This window comes from Nocardia amikacinitolerans, from assembly GCF_900215415.1.
GTDB classification, from domain to species: domain Bacteria; phylum Actinomycetota; class Actinomycetes; order Mycobacteriales; family Mycobacteriaceae; genus Nocardia; species Nocardia amikacinitolerans.
The window spans coordinates 401,321-418,856 of record NZ_OBEG01000001.1 but is presented as its reverse complement, the minus strand read 5'-3'; the positions used below and the strand labels follow the sequence as shown (position 1 = coordinate 418,856).

Here is a 17,536-nt window from a genome sequence, read left to right as displayed (position 1 = left end):
CATGCACGCGATCCGACTGCACGCCTTCGGGCCCGCCGAGAACCTCCGCTACGAGACCCTCCCCGATCCCGAACCGGGGCCCGGCCAGGTCCGCATCGCGGTCGCCGCCGCCGGGGTGCACGTCGTCGACACCGCGCTGCGCCGCGGCACGCCGGGGCCCTATCCGGCGCCGGAGTTGCCGACCGTGCCCGGCCGGGAGGTCGCGGGCACGGTCGATCGGGTCGGTGCGGGCGTCGACCCGGACTGGCTCGGGAAGCCGGTTGTGGCCCACCTCGGTGCGGCGCCCGGCGGGTACGCCGAGCTCGCGGTCGTGGAAGCTGCTCGCCTGCACAGCATTCCGGAGAATCTGGGTCCCGCCGAAGCGGTCGCGATGATCGGCACCGGGCGGACCACCATGGGCATCCTCCAGTTCGCCGACGTCGGTCCGGACAGCGTCGCGGTGGTGACCGCGGCCGCGGGCGGCATCGGCACCCTGCTGGTGCAGTATCTGAAAGCGTTGGGCGCCACCGTGATCGGTCTCGCGGGCGGACCCTCGAAGGTGGCGCGGGTAGCCGGGAACGGCGCCGACATCGCCGTCGACTATCTCCTGCCGGACTGGCCCGAACGGGTGCGCGCCCGGCTCGGCGACCGCGCCGCGACCCTCGTCTTCGATGCCGTCGGCGGCGAAACCGCAAGGGCGGCTGTCGATCTCCTCGGCGAAGGCGGCAGCCATCTGGTCTACGGCTTCGCCGGAAAGGGACCGAACGACGGCGACGCGCTGACCTTCACCGACGACGAGCTGACCGAGCGAGGCATCACCTCGCAGGTGGTGCTCGGCCCGCCCATGCTGCGGCCCGTCGGCGGCGACATCCGCGTGCTCGAGGACCGCGCCATGGCGGAGGCGGCAGCCGGACGCCTACGCCCCGCGCTGCACCGCTTCGACCTCGCGGACGCGGCGGGAGCACACCGCGCCATCGAAACCCGCGCCACCATGGGCAAGGTCGTGCTCATCCCCTGACCGACGCCATCCGCGCCCTGGCCGGACTGCCCAAGTCCGCCTGAGTCGCCGGGGCGAGTATCCCGGCCTGCGGTCGCCCACCGGGATACTCGCCCCTGATCGCGTCACCTGCTCAGGCGCCGGAAGCGGTGGACGGACAGCGGCAAGAAGATCGCGATCAAGACCAGCGGCCAGACGACGGCCATGAGGATCGCGTGCTCGGCGATCCAGGTGTGGTCGTTACCGGTGGGATTGCCGAACAGTTCGCGCGCGGCGGTCGTGGTGGAGGACAACGGGTTCCATGCGGCGACGGCGCCCAGCCACGCGGGCATGGTGGCGATGGCGACGAACGGGTTGGCGAGGAACCCGATCGGGAATTCGAGCGTGCGCACGGCGGTGACGGCTTCCGGATTGCCGTAGCAGAGCAGCCCGAGGTAGACGCCGATCCACAGAAACGCGAACCGCAGCAGCAACAGCAGCCCGACCGCCGCCGAAGCGTCGGCGAGCCCGTTGTTCGGGTGCCATCCGATGGCAAGCCCGCAGCCGAGCAACACGGCAAGCGCGACCGCGGACTCGAGCATGTCGGCGCACGCGCGGCCGAGCACCACCGCTGACGAGGACACCGGCATGGAACGGAACCGGTCGGTGATGCCGCGCGCGGCGTCGGCGCCGACCGCGACCATGGTGGCGCCGATGCCGAAGACCATGGTCATGGCGAACATGCCAGGCAGCAGGAATTCCCGATAGCTGCCGCCGCCGGGGACAGTCATGGCGCCGCCCAGCAGGTACCCGAACATGAGCACGATCATGATCGGGAACACCAGAACGTTGGTGACGATCGCACCCGGCTTGCGCCGCCAGTGCGCGAGGTCGCGGCGGGCGATCGTGCCCGCGTCCGCGAGCACCCACCCCAACGTTCGGAGCCGAGAAGTCGTGGCCGACGGGGAGATTCGCACGGTGGAGACAGTCATACTCGGGACTCCTCGGTGGTCAGGTGCAGGAAGACTTCGTCGAGGGTTGGACGGCGCACGGCGAGGTCCTCGACCGGAATGCGCGCGTCCCGTAGGGCTCGGGCGATGTCGGTGAGCCCGGCGACGGCGTCGTCGACCGGGGCGCTGATCCGGCGGGCGTCGGGATCGACGGTCGGCGCGACGCGCAACCGCGTCCGCAGCAAATCGGCCGCCGCACCGAGATCGCCGCTGTCCCGTGCGACGACGTCGATCCGGTCGCCACCGAGCCGGGACTTCAGCTCTCGCGGACTGCCGGTGGCGACGACGCGCCCGCGGTTCACCACCGAGATCCGCGCCGCCAGTTGGTCGGCCTCTTCGAGGTACTGCGTCGTCAGCAAGACGGTCGTCCCGGCGGCAACCAGACCGCGGACCGCTTCCCACACCTGGTTGCGGTTGTGCGGGTCCAGCCCGGTGGTCGGCTCGTCGAGGAACAGCACCGCGGGCGCGACGAGAAAGCCCACGGCCAGATCGAGCCGCCGCCGCATGCCACCGGAGTACTGCTCGACCGGCTTGTCACCGGTGTCGGCCAATCCGAACCACTCCAGCAATTCGGTGGCGCGCTCGCGGGCGCGGGCGGCGCCGAGATGGTAGAGACGGCCGAACATTTCGAGGTTCTGCCGCCCCGACAAGACCTCGTCCACGGCCGCCTGCTGACCGACCAGCCCGACGCGGTGCCGCGCGTGCGCCGCATCCCGCACGACGTCGAGCCCGGCCACTTCCACCCGCCCGGCGTCCGGCCTCGTGAGGGTGGTCATGATCCGCACCGCGGTCGTCTTGCCCGCACCGTTCGGGCCGAGCAGCCCGTAGACCATCCCTTGCGGCACCGCCAGATCGAACCCGTCCAACGCCGCGGTGCCGCGGTAACGCTTGCGCACCCCGTCGCAGACGATCACGTCGCCCATACCCGCTCCAAACTCTCTACAACGTAAGTAATTCGAGATTAAGATACGGCGTAGAGAATTTGCAAGGGTCACAATGTCGGCCTGCGAACCGTCGGAGATGATGTGGGCATGGACTACAGCGGAAGCGGCGATCCCCAGCGCACGATCGAGCTGCTGTGGGGGCTGCCGCCGCGGCCGAGGCGGGGACCGAAGCCGAAGTTGACCGTGGACGACATCGCGGAGACGGCGATTCGGCTCGCCGACTCGGACGGGCTCGCCGCGGTCACGCTCCGCAGGGTGGCCGAGGAGGTCGGTGTCACCGCGATGTCGCTGTACGGGTACGTTCCGAGCAAGGCCGAGCTGCTCGATCTGATCGCGGATCGCGTCTACCGCGACTATCCGATGCCCGACGACGCGCCGTCCGACTGGCGATCGAGGCTCGAGGGCATCGCTCGCGCGAATCGGACGATGTACCTGACGCATTCGTGGCTGCTCCAGATCGCCGCAAGCAGACCGATTCCCGGGCCCAACCTGACCGCCAAATACGATTACGAACTGCGCGCGGTCGACGGCCTCGGCCTGTCCGACACCGAGATGGATCTCGTCGTCACCCTGGTCAACGACTACGTGCGCGGTTCGGCCCGCACCGCCGTCGACGCCGCCCGCGCCGAAGCCGAGACCGGCCGCACCGACCAGCAGTGGTGGGACGCCTACCAGCCCGCGCTCGCCGGTGTCATCGATCCGGCCCGGTTTCCCACCGCCGTTCGCGTTGGCGGCACCGCGGGCGCGGAGTACGGCGCCGCCTACGATCCCGACCGCGCCTTCGAATTCGGGCTGCACCGCTTGCTGGACGGGCTGCAACAGTTCGTCGACGCCGCCAGGTGACCTCGAAAGGCCTACCGGGCGCCCGAAATTCGGTGGAGCCGACCCTTCTCCCGGCCTAGCGTCGGCGGCATGAAGGACAACGCGGCACTGCTCAACGTCGTCGATGTCGAGGCGACGTGCTGGCCGGGCCGCGCTCCGGCGGGCGCGGTGAGCGAGATCATCGAGATCGGCCTGACCGTGGTCGATCTCGCGGCGCGCGAGCGAATCGGCAAGCACCGCATCCTGGTTCGGCCCGAGCGCTCGTCGGTCGGCGAATTCTGCACCGAATTGACCGGACTCACGCAGGACGAGGTGGACACCGGCGTCTCGTTCGCCGAGGCCTGCCGAATCCTCGCCGCCGAGCACGCCGCCGGAACGCGGGCTTGGGCGAGCTGGGGCGATTACGACCGCAAGCAGTTCGCCAGTCAGTGCGCGATGACCGGTGTCACGTACCCCTTCGGGCAACGGCACACCAACGCCAAGCTGGTGTTCTCGGAGGCCTACGAACTTCGGCGGCGGCAAGGCATGGCGGAGGCGTTGCAGATCGCGGGTCTACCGCTGGAGGGTCGCCACCACCGCGGCGAGGACGACGCGTGGAACATCGCCGCGCTGGTGCTCGACATGGTCGGGCGCGACGCGTGGCGCCTCACCTCGACGACCGACTGACCCCCTGAGCCCTGTCTCGAAGTTCCAGGAGCCGGACTGCCGAAACCTAGTCGTTCACGACCGCGTAGGCGAAGCCGTCCCATCCCTTCGCGCCGACCGTTTGCAGCACCGTCGCGTCCACTCGCGGTTCGGCGGCGAGCATTTCGACCAGCTCGCGACTCGCCCGCACCGCCGGATCGTCCGACGCGGCGTCCGCCACCGATCCCCCGCGCACCACGTTGTCGACGATGATCACCGAACCGGGCCGGGTCAACCGCAGCGCCCAGCGCACGTAGTTCGAGTTGTTCACCTTGTCGGCGTCGATGAAGACCAGATCGAACGGCTCGGACCCCTCGGCCTCCAGCACGGGAAGGCTTTCCAGCGCGGCGCCCACCCGGATGTCCACCCGATCGCCGACGCCCGCCTTGTCGACGTTCGCGCGGGCCACTTCCGCGTGCCGCGGTTCGTATTCGAGCGTGATCACCCGGCCCGCCTTCCCCACCGCGCGCGCCAGCCAGATCGTGCTGAACCCACCCAGCGTGCCGATCTCGAGCACTCGGCGTGCCCCGGTCGAGCGGGCGAGCAGCGAAAGGAACTTCCCTTGCGCCGCCGACACATCGATGGCGGGCAAGCCCGCCTCGGCGTTCGCCGCCAACGCCGCTTCGGTATCCGGATCCCGCACCAGATTGTCCACGAGGTAGGTGTCCACGTCGGCCCAGCCAGAAGTCGTCATGCCCGCAAGTCTGCCACCGGAAGTTGTCGAAAACCGGTCTCGCCTGGTCCCCGCCGCAGTAGTCTCGGCCACAAACAGAGACCAGTGCGTCTCACTTTCGACAGCCGAACCGAACCGGAGCACCACACCACCATGACGACCGTCCGGAACCGCTCGCGCGCCCTCGCCGTCGCCGCGGGCCTGCTCACCTCGCTCGCCGCCACCATGCACGTCCCGGCATCGGCCGCACCCGCCGACGGCGGCGCCGCGTATGTGGCGCTCGGCGATTCCGGCGCGGCCACCACGGGCGTGCAACGGTTCGACACGAGCGCCCCGCTGCAGTGCGCGCGCTCCACCGCGAACACCCCCAAGCTGGTCGCCGCCGATCTCGGTCTGCGGCTCGACGACCGCACGTGCAGCTCGGCGCGCATCCCGCACCTGACCACCGGCCAAGGACCCGGCATCGCACCGCAATTCGACGGACTCGGCCCGAACACCCGGCTGGTCACCGTGCACATCGGCGCGAACGACACGGAGATGACCAGGTTCGTGGTCGCCTGTCACCTGGCCGGGCTGCGCGGCGGCGCGTGCGCCGACCCGGCGTGGGACGCCGCGATCGACGCGATCTCCGGCGCGTATTCCACTGCGTTGCAACGCATTACGGCACTCGCCCCGAACGCGAAGGTGTTCGTGGACGGTTGGCCGCTCTACGTCCGCGACGGCGGCTGCCCCGAACTGGTCGGCCTGCGTCCCGAGGACGCGGCCACCGTGCAGCGCGCTTTCGACCGGTTGAACTTTGTAGTCGCCAGGGCCGCCGCGGAACACGGGGCGACGTACATCGACACCCGCACCCCGGCCGCTGGCCACGACATGTGCGCACCGGAGGGCGTCCGCTGGTTCGATCCGCTGGTGGCCACCGAGACCTTGGTGCCGTACCACCCGACGCTCACGGGTATGCGCGGCGTCGCCGACGTCGTCGTTGCGGCCGTGCGCGCCTCCGGATTCTCTGGCTGACAGCGCTTTCCGGCTACACCCCGGCCTCGGCCAGCTCGTTCTCGATACCGACGACCGCGACGACGATCTGGGTAAGGTTGCGCACCAGCGCGCCCAAGCTGATCAGCGAGCTCGCCATTTTCATCAGCATCTGGGAGACGGTCATGGTGGCCGTGGAGATCCCGAAGACGGCGCGGGCGATGAGTGCGGGGGAGGCCGTTCCGGCGCTGGCGATGAGGATGGCGGCGATCTCCACCAGCATTCCGGCCAGCGAGTTCAGGACCTCGGTGATGATCCCGCGGACGCCTTCCACGATCTTCGCCATCTTCTCGTTGACCCGGGCCAGCAGGTCCGCGAGCGCGGCTTGCCCGACGATCTGGGCGATCACGGCGTCGGCCTTGACGCGATAGGCGTCCGCGGTCGCGCCCACCCAGCCCGCCGTACCGTCGGTGATCTCCTTCTTCCAGCCGTCCGCGACCTCGGCGAGCTTCGTCGACGTCGCCTGCCACGAAGCGGAGTACGCGTCGACCATATCCTTGCTGCCCGCAAGCGAATCCAGCGCTTTCCGCATCGGTTCGACGTGCTCGAGCATCCAGCCCATCAGCATCGATCCCAGGAAGTTGAAGGGATCGAACTTCGCCAGCGGGATGCCCTTGGCGATATCACCCGCGATCGCGAAGGCGTCCTGGGCCGCGGAAATGCTCGCCCAGACCTGCATGGCGCCCTCGTAGCTTTTACCCGGTTCGCCGGTGGCTCCGGCGACGACCTTGTGGCCGCCCTCGAAGAAATCGCCGAAAGGGGTGCCCGCGAAGATGCCCGCGTTCGGGTCCTGCCCGTCCCTCTGGCCGGTGGGAATGCCTACGTTCCGTAGGAACGAGACGTCTTCCTGGTAGTACGTGTCGCGGTGGTCGACGCCTTCCTCGAGCAGCTCGTTGCCCTCCGGCGCCTTCGCGTCGTCGAAGCCCATCCCTTAGACCTGCTGTTCGATCTGCTCGCGCTGCCGGTCGGTCTCGTTCTTGCGGCCCGCGTCGAGATTCTCGAACGAGTCCGCGGCGAACCGCAGCTTCGGCGGCAGCTGCTCGGCGTCCTCGGTGACGGTGCGCAGGCGCTCGAGGATTCGATCGTGCAAGGGGTTCAGTATCGACCTCGCGTACGGGCCGACCAGCGTCCCGTACCCGTCGTCGGCGTGCGCTAGGTACTCGGCGGCCTCGCGCGCCGTCGGAAGCCCGGTGAGCACGGCGTCCACCTTCGCGGCGTGGTCGCGCATCCCACCGGGATCGATGGCGATATCACCCGGGTTGCCCATCCGAATCCTCACCCTCCACTCGCGGTTTCGTGTCGGCCGCAGGCGACGGCCTACCGACTATGACGCGCCAACGGCGCTTTCGGTTCCGCCTGGAATTCCCCGCGCCTCACTCCAGCCAGGACTTGCGGCGGTAGTACAGGTCGTCCTCGTCCGGCTCGTCCGGCACGACCGTCTGGTCCCGGTCGGGCTTGCGGGTGCCCTGGGGTGGCTGGGCAGGCGTGGCCGAGGGCGGGGTGTAGGTGGCGGGCGGGGTGTAGACCGGCTCCGCCGGGGCGGGCGCAGCGGTGGGCGCCGGATCGGGGAAACGCTCGGCGTACTGGCCGACGATGGCCTGTCCGGCCCCGTCGTCGCCGACGACGTTGTGCACCAGATCGGTGACCTGGTCGCGCAGCCGGGCCTGGGCGCGGCGGGTGCACGCCATGAGTTCGGCCGCCACGGCGGCGGGATCCATGCCGCGGCTACCCGCGGCGAGCGTGATGCCGGTGGTGACGCCGTTGGCGTCGACCGTCACGCTGATCCGGTTGTCGGCCGAGCTCTCGGTCACCGACAAGGCCGCCATCCGGCCCTGCAGGTCTTGGTACTTCTGCGCCGTGCGTTCCAGATTCTCGGCCCAGCGGGCCAATTCGTCGGCGGCCTGATTCGGATCGCTCAGCACTCGCGTCCCCTTCCACGCAGTGACAACCATGTCGGCCCGAGCGCGAACGAGATCCGCCCCCGGAGTTTGCTCGCAGCACCTTACCGAGCCGCGCGTCGCGTGCCGCCGCGGGGCGCGATGATTTTTCGAGCCGAACGCCGTCGGTATCGGTGTACGACACCTACACGTCGAGGAGAACACCATGCAAGCATTCGCCGCGGGCGCCCCGTGCTGGTTCGATGTCACGGCCCCGGACATCCCGGCCTCGGCCGAGTTCTACACCGCCCTGTTCGGCTGGACGGCCGAGGATCAGGGCGCCGAGGCGGGCCACTACACCATCCTGCGCCAGGGCGACGCCCAGGTGGCGGGCATCGCTCCGGCCACGGCGCCGGACGGCAGCACTGTCCCGGCGGCCTGGACGCCGTATTTCTCGGTGGCCGACGCCGCGGCCACCGTCGCCGAGGCGCGGGACGCGGGCGCGACCGTCTTCTGCGAACCGATAGATGTCTTCGGGCAGTTGACCTTCGCGGTGCTCACCGATCCGACGGGCGCGGATTACGCGATCGCCCAGCTGATCACGCATCCCGGCAGCCAGAACTGGGGCGCCGTCAACGGCCCGTGCTGGGTGGAATACGCCGCGCCGGGCGCTCCGGCCGACGCGATGGCGCACTACGCGCGGGTTCTCGGCTGGAAGCACACCAACGCCGCGTGGGAGACCGCGACCGAAAACCCGTACCAGGCACTCTCTCCCGGTTCCGGCGGGCACGAGTTCGGCGGCGCACACCACGCCCAGCCGGGTGAACCCGCGCCCTCCTGGTCGATCACCATTCGTGTCGCCGAGGTGGACGCCGTGGTCGCCCGCGCCGCGGAACTGGGCGGCAAACTGCTCGCCGAACCGCAGGACTTGCCTGGCCCCTCGCGCGTCGCCGCACTCGCCGATCCGGCGGGCGCCGCGTTCGCGATCATGTCGTTCGGCGCCTGAGCCCGCGCGTCAAAAGAGGAAATAGCGCTGCGCCATGGGCAGTTCCGTCGCGGGCTGCTCGGCCCACACCTCGCCGTCGACCCGGACGGTGAAGGTGTCCGGCTCCACTTCGATGCGCGGCAGCGCGTCGTTGAGCGGCATGTCCGACTTCGACAGACGGCGAACGTTCTTGACGGGCACCAGCTTTCGGCGCACAGCCAAGCGGTCCGCGAGTCCGTCTTCGACGGCTTGTTCGGAGACGAAGTGCAGCGAGGTGGCCGCCGCGACCGGTGCGGCCGCGCCGAACATCGGGCGCGGCAGCACCGGCTGCGGGGTGGGAATGGAGGCGTTGGCGTCGCCCATGGCCGCCCACGCGATCGCCCCGCCCTTGAGCACGGCGTGCGGGCGCACACCGAAAAACGCCGGGTCCCACAGCACGAGGTCGGCGAGTTTGCCGACCTCCACCGAGCCGATCTCGTCGTCCAAGCCGTGCGCGACGGCGGGGCAGATGGTGTATTTGGCGACGTAGCGGCGCACCCTGGCGTTGTCGGCGGCGCCGTCGCCGGGCAGCGAGCCGCGGCGGCGCTTCATGACGTGCGCGGTCTGCCAGGTGCGCAGTACCACCTCGCCGATCCGGCCCATCGCCTGCGAATCGCTGCCGATCATCGAGATGGCGCCGAGGTCGTGCAGCAGGTCCTCGGCGGCGATGGTGGACGGGCGGATCCGGCTCTCCGCGAACGCGAGATCCTCCGGAATGGACGGGCTCAGGTGATGGCAGACCATGAGCATGTCCAGGTGCTCGTCGAGGGTGTTGATCGTGTGCGGCCGGGTGGGGTTCGTCGAACTCGGCAGCACGTTGGGATGCGAGGCGACGGTGATGATGTCGGGCGCGTGCCCGCCGCCCGCTCCCTCGGTGTGATAGGCGTGGATACCGCGTCCGGCGATCGCGGCGAGGGTGTCCTCGACGAAACCGGCCTCGTTCAACGTGTCCGAGTGCAGGGCGACCTGCACGCCGGAGGCGTCCGCGACCCGCAGGCAGGCGTCGATCGCCGCCGGTGTCGAGCCCCAGTCCTCGTGCAGCTTGAAACCCGATGCGCCGGCGCGCAATTGCTCCCACATGGCTTCTTCGCTGACGGTGTTGCCCTTGCCGAGCAGCACGATGTTCAGCGGCCAGTGATCGGTGGCCTCCAGCATCCTGGCGAGGTGCCAGGCGCCCGGGGTCACGGTGGTGGCCTTGGAACCCTCCGCCGGGCCCGTGCCGCCGCCGACGAGGGTGGTGATCCCGCCGCCGAGCGCCTCCTCCATCAGCTGCGGGCAGATGAAGTGCACGTGGCAGTCGATGGCGCCCGCGGTGACGATGCGGCCGTTGCCCGCGATGATCTCGGTGGACGGGCCGACCACGAGGGCCTGGTGCACGCCCGACATGGTGTCGGGGTTGCCCGCCTTGCCGATGCCGCAGACGCGGCCGTCACGAATGCCGATGTCGGCCTTGACGATTCCCCAGTGGTCGACGATCACCGCGCCGGTGATGACCGTGTCCGGCGCGCCCTCGGCGCGGGTGGCGCGGGACTGGCCCATGGATTCGCGCAGCACCTTGCCGCCGCCGAAGACCGCCTCGTCACCCGCGAGACCCGGTCCGCCGCAGCGGTCCTCGGTGATCTCGATCAGCAGATCGGTGTCGGCCAAGCGGATTCGGTCGCCCACGGTCGGCCCGAACAGTTCGGCGTAGCGGGCCCTGCTCAGTTCGGTCACCGCTCCCCCTCGACGGTCCGTGGCGCGTCCAGCGGTCCGGGCGGCGTCAGGCTTATGCCGTGCACCTCACGGGTCCCGCCGAGCGGCACCAGCGAAACCCGTTGGCCGAGACCGGGTTCGAATCGCACCGCGGTGCCCGCGGGTATGTCGAGCCGACGTCCGTGCGCGGCGGCGCGATCGAAGTCGAGCGCAGGGTTGGCCTGCGGGAAGTGCACGTGGCTGCCGACCTGTACGGGGCGGTCACCGGTGTTGACCACGTCCAGCTCGACGCGGTCGCGGCCCGCGTTGAGCTCGATCACGCCCTCGGCGCAGAAGTATTCGCCAGGAATCATAGTGGCGCCCTAGGCGATCGGGTGGTGGACCGTGACGAGTTTGGTGCCGTCCGGGAAGGTCGCCTCCACCTGGACGTCGTGGATCATCTCGGGCACGCCCGCCATCACGTCGTCGCGCGACAGCACGGTGCGCCCGGACGACATCAGCTCGGCGACGGTGCGCCCGTCGCGCGCGCCCTCGAGCACGTGATCGGTGATGAGGGCGACCGCCTCGGGATGGTTGAGCTTCAGTCCGCGAGCCTGTCTGCGCCGCGCCAGCTCGGCGGCGTAGCTCAGCAGCAGGCGCTCCTGCTCGTGCGGCGACAGTCGCATCCGGACTCCTCACCGGTCGACGGACGGGTGACGGTCATTCTGGCACGCCACTTCCCCGCGCGCCGGTCGACAGCGCGGAGTCGAGAGCAGGGTCAGTCGCGCTTGGGCAGGTTCTGCAGCCGGACCTGACCGCGGGCCACCACGCGCTGTTCCTCGTCGGTGATCACGACCTGCCACAGCTGCTGGGTGCGGCCCTGGTGCAGCGGGGTCGCCTCGCCGTAGAGGGTGCCCTCGCGCACGGCGCGCAGGAAGTCGGTGTTGTTGTTCACGCCGACGACGGTGCCGCGCTCGCCGTACCAGACGCCGCCGCCGATGCTGGCGAGCGTCTCGATGACGGTGCAGTACACGCCGCCGTTCTGGATGCCCGCCGGCTGGTAGAGGTGCGGCTTGACGACCCACTCGCCGCGGACCAGGTCCGGGCGCAGTTCGGTGTAGCGCAGTCCGATCAGGTCCGCGAAGGTGCCCTCGCTGACCTTGTTCATCAGCTCCGGCGTGACATCGGCCAGCGAACGAACGGCCCCGGTCTCCTGTTGCGTCATGAACCCAGCTTTACACCACACGAAACAGTCGAACGCGGCGGGTTCAGTTACCGGCCAGGGTGACGGTGCGGCCGTTGAGCGGCTGGGTCGGCCGGTTGCTGTGCGCGAACAGCGAGTGGTACAGCTCGATCTCCTCCGGCGCCACCGCGACCGGCGCGCTCAACACCGTCCAGGACACGCCCTCGCTGCACGGCGGCGTCGTGAGCGACCCGCGGTAGCGGAACTGATCGCGCGCGGCGGGCAGGAACGCCGACGGATCGAGCGGTCCGTCGAAGGAGACCGCCGCGTCCGCGGTTCTCGGCGTGGCGGCCAGGAGCGGTCCGAACACCGAGGGGCCTTGGCCCGCCTCCATCAGCACGCCGAGCACGGCGAGTCGTCCCGCGTTGTTCTTGTGCACCAGGTGCAACTCCATCGCGGCGCCACGTCCGTCGACGGTGTGCTCGCTGGGCAGATGGAAGTGGAACTGGAGCAGCTCGTAGGGCTCGCCCGCGACGAGGATGCGGTTGCCGCTGCCCTCGGGCACCTCCGCCTGGACGGTGTGGCCGTTGTTGACCAAGCGAACCGCCGGGATCGGCCGGTACTCGACGTCGATGTGGTCGGCGGGGTCGAGCCGGGCGGATCCGGACAGGTCGACCGGCGACTGCTCGTGGCCGCTGCGGCAGGTCAGGAAGTCACGGTCCAGGTCGGCCCAGTGGTCGGGCCCCTCGGCGTCGTAATCCCAGTGCGCGGGGACGTGCGCGGACGGACTTTCCGCATGGTTGCGCAACGTCGGCTGTTCGGCGCCACACGAGATCGCGGCGAACAGGGCGGTCGCGGCCAGCAGGGCGGCGAGCGGACGCGAACGAAACGATCGGTGAACGGACAAAACGGATACGACTCCTCGGCATCGGCACACACGGTCCCGACACGTGCCCCGGACGGGCCGGTACTCGGCGGTGGTCGACGCGCCGGTCTGTACGGTTTGCGACGAAAATCCCTTTGGGTCAGGGGATCTCGCGGTTCGTGTCGGGCGACAGAGTAGGACCGGTCCCGCACGACACGCCAGTGCCGCGGGCGGCGAAAATGTCACACGACACGCGGCGGAAAGCCACCTGTTGCCAAGTTAGGTAAGCCTGACCTATACTCATCTCGGCGTCAGGATCGAGAGAGTCCCGAGGGCTGCGGTGACCCCGATCCACTGCCGCGGCGGGCTCCACGTCACCACGTGGAGCCCGCCGCTCATTACTTCCGACGCCTCCATTCTCGCTTCCTCGCACGCGAACATCGCACCGCGACAGCACATGTCGAGTTCGTGTCGGCCGTCGACACACGATCGCAAAGAACTGGACACACGAGCGTCCCGGAGCGTTCATCGACGCGGGCGACGGCGGTTCATCGGGTGGACAACGCGATTGATCAAGCTCGGGTGCGCCTCGCGGAGGCTCTCCGTCTCCACCCGCGAGGCGCAACGTTCCAACCTGATGAGGGGAAGTATGAGCATGAATCGCTCCAGCGGTCTGCGAAGCGGCGGCCGCGTCGCGGGCGTCGGCGCCGCCGCGGCCGTTGCCATGGGCCTGCTGTCCACCGGCGCTGCCGACGCGGACACCTTTGTGCCACTGCCGAACGGGGAGCGGGTCGGACCGGGCGTCACGATCGCCAGGACCGGTGAGCGCGCGGTGATCTCGCCCTCGCTGGCCGCCAACGGCGCGGGCCGGGTCGCCTGGGTCTCGGGCACCGTCGTCGCCGACGTCACGGTCACCCCGGAGGGCGAGGTCGGCCCCAACAACGGCCCCGCCAACGGAGCGGGCACCAACAACTCCTCGACGCACGGCGCTTCCCAGCTGAACACCGGCTACATCGTCGGCTGCCAGGTGAGCATCGGCGACGACGCGATCAGCGCGGGCGTCTCCGGCGGCATCGACCTCAGCGGCGGCAGCATCGGCGGCTCGATCGGCCTCGAACTCGGCCCCGGCCAGGTGAAGTTCGTCCAGATCGACTACAAGGACATCCTGAAGCCCGGCGTCTACTCGGTCGAGTATCAGGACGTGGAGATCGAGATCCAGGGCTGCGCGGGTTACGCCCAGGCGCGCGCCTACACCGTCGTCGAGATCATCGGCGACCACTACTCCAAGACCACCCTCTACGGCGCGCCGTTCAGCATCGGCTGACGTCGGCAGTGGTCCACGAAACACACTCGCGCTGAAGCGACTTCAACCCTCGAGGGGCAACACAACCATGATCGATCGCAAGAGCATCGCACGGGCGGCGGGGCTCGGCGCCGCGGCCACCGTCGCGGTGGGCCTGTTCTCCACCGGCGCCGCGCACGCCGACACCTTCGTCCCGCTGCCCGGCGGCGAGATCACCAAGACCCTGACCGACGGCACCGTCGTCACGGTGCGCCTGGTCGGCGAGTCCGCCACCATCAGCCCGTCCATGGGCTCGACCCCGGTGCACCGCAACGCCTGGGTGTCGGCCAGCGCGCAGGTCGAGCTGTCCGGCCCGAATGCCAAGGGCGGCAAGATCTACCCGGGCTACGTCGTCGGCTGCCAGGTCAACATCGACGGCGGCGGCGTCGAGGGCGGCGTCACCGGCGAGGTGGACTGGAGCGGGGACCAGGTGGAGCCGAACGTCGGCGCCGAGAGCGGCGGCGAGCTGTCGCTCGGACCCGGCCAGGCCAAGTCGTTCTACGTCCTCGACATCGAGGAGTCCGACGACTTCGGCAACGAGTCGCACGAGAAGCGCAACAAGTTCAAGGGCACCAGCGGCAGCGTCACCTGGGCCGACACCACCATCGGCCTGTCCGGCTGTGGCGGTTACGCGCAGGCGCGCTCGTTCGTCAAGGTGAAGGTCGAGACCACCAACGTGATGTCGGTGATCACGCTGTGGGGCAAGCCCTTCAGCATCGGCTGATCTCGCCACGAGCGTCATCGGGGCCCGGCGTCGACACGCCGGGCCCCGGTCGTTTCTCGGTCGAAACGCATTCGCGCGCCGGACGTTCCGACGCGACTTCGGCTTCCGGACCGATCAGCTCCCACCGAAAGGCGCTCAGCGCGACCAGAGTTCGGTGTTGGGCAGTGCGGCCAGCTCCGCGTGCACCTGATCGTCGACGGTGACGCTCACGCCGTAGCGGCCCAGTTCGACGGACAACCTCCGCGCGACGGCCGCGGCGGCGCGGTATTCGAGGACGGCTCCCCCGTCGGGAAAACGCAGCCGCACGCGGACTTCGTCCGCGGATTCGTCGGCCGTCATGACCCCGCTCGACGCGCGCGTGAGTCCTGTCGGGCACCGGAACCCCTGATGGCACACCGCCGGATTCGTCGGTCGCGCGCTCGGCTCATCGGGCGGTCGATCCGCCGAGGCACAGCGTCCTCCTCCGTGACGAACGGCGGTGTCCGGCCAGGGATTCCGGTGACCGGGTGGGTGCGCAGCAACCCGGCCGCGGGAACCGCGCACGACTCCACGACCGGGGCTGCCTCACGGTGATCATGATGACCGAGCTTCATTGCGACGATTCGAACGATCAGTTTGCGATTTCATGACGAACCGCGACGGCGGGCAGCACAACGACGAAACGCGCACCGCCCCCAGGCCTTTCGACGCACGCGATGGCGCCGCGGTGCGCGGCCACCGTCTCCGCGACGAGGGCGAGCCCGATGCCGGTGCCCGCCGTGGACCGCCGGCTCGTGCGGACCGTCGCGAAGCGCTCGAAGATGCGCTCGCGGTCGGGTTCCGGAACGCCGGGGCCCGCGTCGTCGACGGCGAGCACGGCGTGCTGCCCCTCCCTGCCGACCCGCACCCCGACGACGCCGTCCCCGTGCCGGTCCGCGTTCTCCAGCAGATTGGCTACGGCGCGCTCCAACTCGATCTTTCGGCCCTCGACGACGACATCCGACTCGACATGCAGCAACGCGGTGTCGTAGTTGCGCGCCGCGAGGGTGTTGGACAGCAACTCGCCGAGCGAGAGCGGCTCCAGATCCGAGCGGTGGATGCCCGCCTCCGCCCTGGCCAGCGCGAGCAGATCCTCCAGTAGGCGCCGCAGATGGTCGAGTTCGGCGTTCACCAGGCCGAGCGCTTGGCGCGGCCGCTCGGGCAGTTCCTCGGTGTGCCTGTTCATCACGGCGACACCGGTGGTCAGCGTGGTCAGCGGGGTACGCAGCTCGTGACCGATGTCGGACACCAGCCTGCGTTCCCGCTCGATGCGCCGTTGCAGCGCGTCGACCATGGCGTTGAACGCGTCCACCGTGGTCGAGAGGTCCCGGTCGCGGGAGCTCGGCAGCCGGATCTCGTGCTCCCCCGCGGCGATTCGGGCCGCGGTCCGTGCCACTTGGCGCAGCGGCTTCAGCGCGTGGTGGCTCGCCCACACGCCGAGCGCCGCGCCGATCGCGACCGCGGCGAGGCCGCAGACGAGCAACACGTTGCGCAGCATGCGCAGGGTGGCCTCGAGCTCGGTCAGCGGCGCGAATTCGTAGAGCACGCCGCCCTTTTCACCGAGCACCACCCCGGTCCGCAGGAACGACCGCCCGTCGAGGACGACGCGTTCGGTGGGGCCCGGTCCGCGCCTGCCGTGGCCGTGCGGCAGCACCATGGCGAGATCTGAGTCGAAATCCGGGTCGCTGCTGAACCATTCGGAGTTCCACCGCAGCAGCACCACGGTGTCGGGCGGCGGGTTCAGCGCGCCCAGTGCGGTGGCGCCGTTCGCGCCGGGGTCCTCGAGCAGGGCGCGCAGCATCTCGGCGTGCGCCTCCGCGCCCCGCTCCACGGCCCGGACACGTTGGGACTCCATGTAATCGCGGCCGATCATGAAGACGGACGCGACGAGAACCAAGGCCACCAGGCTCGCGCTGGACGCGAAGGCGAAGACGACTCGCCCGCGCAGACTCCGCAACGGGACCAGCGCGCGGCGGCGATCAGTCCTGGACATCGAGGCGATAGCCGAGGCCGCGCACGGTGACGATGAGGCGAGGATCGGACGGGTCGCGCTCGATCTTGGTGCGCAGCCGCCGCAGGTGCACGTCGACGATCCGTTCGTCGCCGAAGAAGCCGCGGTCCCAGACCCGGTCGAGCAGCACGGGACGGCTGAGCACGAAGCCGGGATTCTCGGCCAGTTCGCACAGCAGCCGGAATTCGGTCAGGGTGAGATGCAGGTCGTCCCCGCCGCAGCGGACCGTGCCGCGCTGCGGCGAAAGCACAAGGCGGCGAGCGGCGTCCAGCACGATGTCCTGGGGCGCGTCGCGTTCGGCGGTCAGAGCCGCGCGCCTGCGCAGCGCGCGCATGCGGGCGGTGATCTCGTTGACCTCGAACGGCTTGGTGACGAAGTCGTCGGCGCCCGCCTCCAGGGCGGCCACGACGTCGTGGGTGTCGTCGCGGGCGCTGACCACGATGATCGGCACCTGGTGGTCGCGCCGGATCTCCCGGATACAGGTGAAGCCGTCCATGCCGCCGAGCATCAGGTCGATGATCATCACGTCCGGTGCGCCGTTGTCGCGCAGGTGATCCAGCGCCGTCTCCGCGGCCTCGGCCTCGGCGACGTCGTAGCCCTCGTCTTCCATCGCCAGCCGCAACGCGGTCCGTACCCGGTCGTCGTCCTCGACGATCATCAGCTGAGTCATGCCACTCCTCGCGCTGACGATCAGGGCCTTC

General features: G+C 69.8%; 21 protein-coding genes. 7 read left to right on the top strand and 14 right to left on the bottom strand.

Features of this window, described 5'->3' with window-relative positions; translation table 11 throughout:
* Position 1 precedes the first annotated feature (1 nt).
* Positions 2–997 carry a zinc-binding dehydrogenase gene (locus tag CRP45_RS02045; protein ID WP_097243542.1) on the top strand — a complete coding sequence of 332 codons (996 nt, stop codon included), beginning with the start codon at positions 2–4 and terminating at the stop codon, positions 995–997.
* A gap of 104 nt (positions 998–1,101) precedes the next feature.
* Here CRP45_RS02045 and CRP45_RS02040 read toward each other — a convergent pair whose 3' ends face one another.
* Both CRP45_RS02040 and CRP45_RS02035 read right to left on the bottom strand, forming a co-directional pair.
* Positions 1,102–1,947, bottom strand: coding sequence for an ABC transporter permease (locus CRP45_RS02040; RefSeq protein ID WP_097243541.1), 846 nt, complete (start codon positions 1,945–1,947; stop codon positions 1,102–1,104).
* The gene (locus CRP45_RS02035; protein WP_097243540.1) at positions 1,944–2,888 is read right to left on the bottom strand and encodes an ATP-binding cassette domain-containing protein; all 945 of its coding nucleotides are present in this window, start codon (positions 2,886–2,888) and stop codon (positions 1,944–1,946) included. The genes CRP45_RS02040 and CRP45_RS02035 overlap by 4 nt, the downstream gene beginning before the upstream one ends.
* A 108-nt stretch (positions 2,889–2,996) precedes the next feature.
* Between CRP45_RS02035 and CRP45_RS02030 the strand changes: the two genes are divergently transcribed.
* Complete coding sequence (locus CRP45_RS02030; protein ID WP_097243539.1) at positions 2,997–3,752, top strand: TetR/AcrR family transcriptional regulator; 756 nt, start codon at positions 2,997–2,999, stop codon at positions 3,750–3,752.
* 69 nt (positions 3,753–3,821) lie between these two features.
* Positions 3,822–4,397, top strand: a complete 576-nt coding sequence (locus CRP45_RS02025; RefSeq protein WP_097243538.1) for a 3'-5' exonuclease — start codon at positions 3,822–3,824, stop codon at positions 4,395–4,397.
* A gap of 46 nt (positions 4,398–4,443) precedes the next feature.
* Here the strand turns inward: CRP45_RS02025 and CRP45_RS02020 are convergent, their stop codons facing one another.
* Positions 4,444–5,109, bottom strand: coding sequence for an O-methyltransferase (locus CRP45_RS02020; protein WP_097243537.1), 666 nt, complete (start codon positions 5,107–5,109; stop codon positions 4,444–4,446).
* A 132-nt stretch (positions 5,110–5,241) separates the two neighbouring features.
* Here CRP45_RS02020 and CRP45_RS02015 point away from each other — a divergent pair, with 132 nt between their 5' ends.
* Complete coding sequence (locus CRP45_RS02015; RefSeq protein WP_097244503.1) at positions 5,242–6,102, top strand: SGNH/GDSL hydrolase family protein; 861 nt, start codon at positions 5,242–5,244, stop codon at positions 6,100–6,102.
* A gap of 13 nt (positions 6,103–6,115) precedes the next feature.
* On the opposite strand, the gene CRP45_RS02010 is transcribed toward CRP45_RS02015, so the two are convergent.
* From CRP45_RS02010 to CRP45_RS02000, 3 genes are all read right to left on the bottom strand, one after another.
* On the bottom strand, positions 6,116–7,048 hold the full coding sequence (locus CRP45_RS02010; protein WP_097243536.1) for a hypothetical protein: 933 nt from the start codon (positions 7,046–7,048) through the stop codon (positions 6,116–6,118).
* A 3-nt stretch (positions 7,049–7,051) separates the two neighbouring features.
* Positions 7,052–7,387, bottom strand: a complete 336-nt coding sequence (locus CRP45_RS02005; protein ID WP_097243535.1) for a type VII secretion target — start codon at positions 7,385–7,387, stop codon at positions 7,052–7,054.
* 106 nt (positions 7,388–7,493) lie between these two features.
* Positions 7,494–8,042, bottom strand: coding sequence for a YbaB/EbfC family nucleoid-associated protein (locus tag CRP45_RS02000; protein WP_179830730.1), 549 nt, complete (start codon positions 8,040–8,042; stop codon positions 7,494–7,496).
* A 181-nt stretch (positions 8,043–8,223) separates the two neighbouring features.
* Between CRP45_RS02000 and CRP45_RS01995 the strand changes: the two genes are divergently transcribed.
* Complete coding sequence (locus tag CRP45_RS01995) at positions 8,224–9,003, top strand: VOC family protein (RefSeq protein ID WP_143861306.1); 780 nt, start codon at positions 8,224–8,226, stop codon at positions 9,001–9,003.
* Between the two features lie 9 nt (positions 9,004–9,012).
* On the opposite strand, the gene CRP45_RS01990 is transcribed toward CRP45_RS01995, so the two are convergent.
* The 5 genes from CRP45_RS01990 to CRP45_RS01970 form a co-directional block, all read right to left on the bottom strand.
* Positions 9,013–10,734 carry an urease subunit alpha gene (locus CRP45_RS01990; protein ID WP_097243532.1) on the bottom strand — a complete coding sequence of 574 codons (1,722 nt, stop codon included), beginning with the start codon at positions 10,732–10,734 and terminating at the stop codon, positions 9,013–9,015.
* Positions 10,731–11,066 (bottom strand): urease subunit beta, encoded by a 336-nt coding sequence (locus CRP45_RS01985; RefSeq protein WP_097243531.1) that lies wholly within the window; start codon positions 11,064–11,066, stop codon positions 10,731–10,733. Before CRP45_RS01985 ends, CRP45_RS01990 begins: the two co-directional genes overlap by 4 nt.
* Positions 11,067–11,075: 9 nt before the next feature.
* A complete protein-coding gene (locus CRP45_RS01980; protein ID WP_067778271.1) occupies positions 11,076–11,378 on the bottom strand; it encodes an urease subunit gamma in 303 nt (100 codons plus the stop codon).
* A gap of 92 nt (positions 11,379–11,470) precedes the next feature.
* Positions 11,471–11,860 carry a PaaI family thioesterase gene (locus CRP45_RS01975; protein WP_372508015.1) on the bottom strand — a complete coding sequence of 130 codons (390 nt, stop codon included), beginning with the start codon at positions 11,858–11,860 and terminating at the stop codon, positions 11,471–11,473.
* Between the two features lie 100 nt (positions 11,861–11,960).
* Entirely contained in the window at positions 11,961–12,782 is an 822-nt protein-coding gene (locus CRP45_RS01970; RefSeq protein WP_245909830.1) for a carbonic anhydrase, read from the bottom strand.
* A 607-nt stretch (positions 12,783–13,389) separates the two neighbouring features.
* On the opposite strand from CRP45_RS01970, the gene CRP45_RS01965 reads away from it, so the two are divergent.
* Both CRP45_RS01965 and CRP45_RS01960 read left to right on the top strand, forming a co-directional pair.
* Complete coding sequence (locus CRP45_RS01965) at positions 13,390–14,064, top strand: MspA family porin (RefSeq protein WP_067778275.1); 675 nt, start codon at positions 13,390–13,392, stop codon at positions 14,062–14,064.
* A 67-nt stretch (positions 14,065–14,131) separates the two neighbouring features.
* The gene (locus tag CRP45_RS01960) at positions 14,132–14,806 is read left to right on the top strand and encodes an MspA family porin (protein WP_097243530.1); all 675 of its coding nucleotides are present in this window, start codon (positions 14,132–14,134) and stop codon (positions 14,804–14,806) included.
* A 135-nt stretch (positions 14,807–14,941) separates the two neighbouring features.
* Here CRP45_RS01960 and CRP45_RS01955 read toward each other — a convergent pair whose 3' ends face one another.
* The 3 genes from CRP45_RS01955 to CRP45_RS01945 form a co-directional block, all read right to left on the bottom strand.
* Positions 14,942–15,145 (bottom strand): hypothetical protein, encoded by a 204-nt coding sequence (locus CRP45_RS01955; protein ID WP_097243529.1) that lies wholly within the window; start codon positions 15,143–15,145, stop codon positions 14,942–14,944.
* A 271-nt stretch (positions 15,146–15,416) separates the two neighbouring features.
* Positions 15,417–16,817 (bottom strand): sensor histidine kinase, encoded by a 1,401-nt coding sequence (locus CRP45_RS01950; protein WP_097243528.1) that lies wholly within the window; start codon positions 16,815–16,817, stop codon positions 15,417–15,419.
* Positions 16,804–17,505: a response regulator transcription factor gene (locus CRP45_RS01945; RefSeq protein WP_097243527.1), complete on the bottom strand. Its 702-nt coding sequence runs from the start codon at positions 17,503–17,505 to the stop codon at positions 16,804–16,806. The genes CRP45_RS01950 and CRP45_RS01945 overlap by 14 nt, the downstream gene beginning before the upstream one ends.
* Between the last annotated feature and the right edge of the window lie 31 nt (positions 17,506–17,536).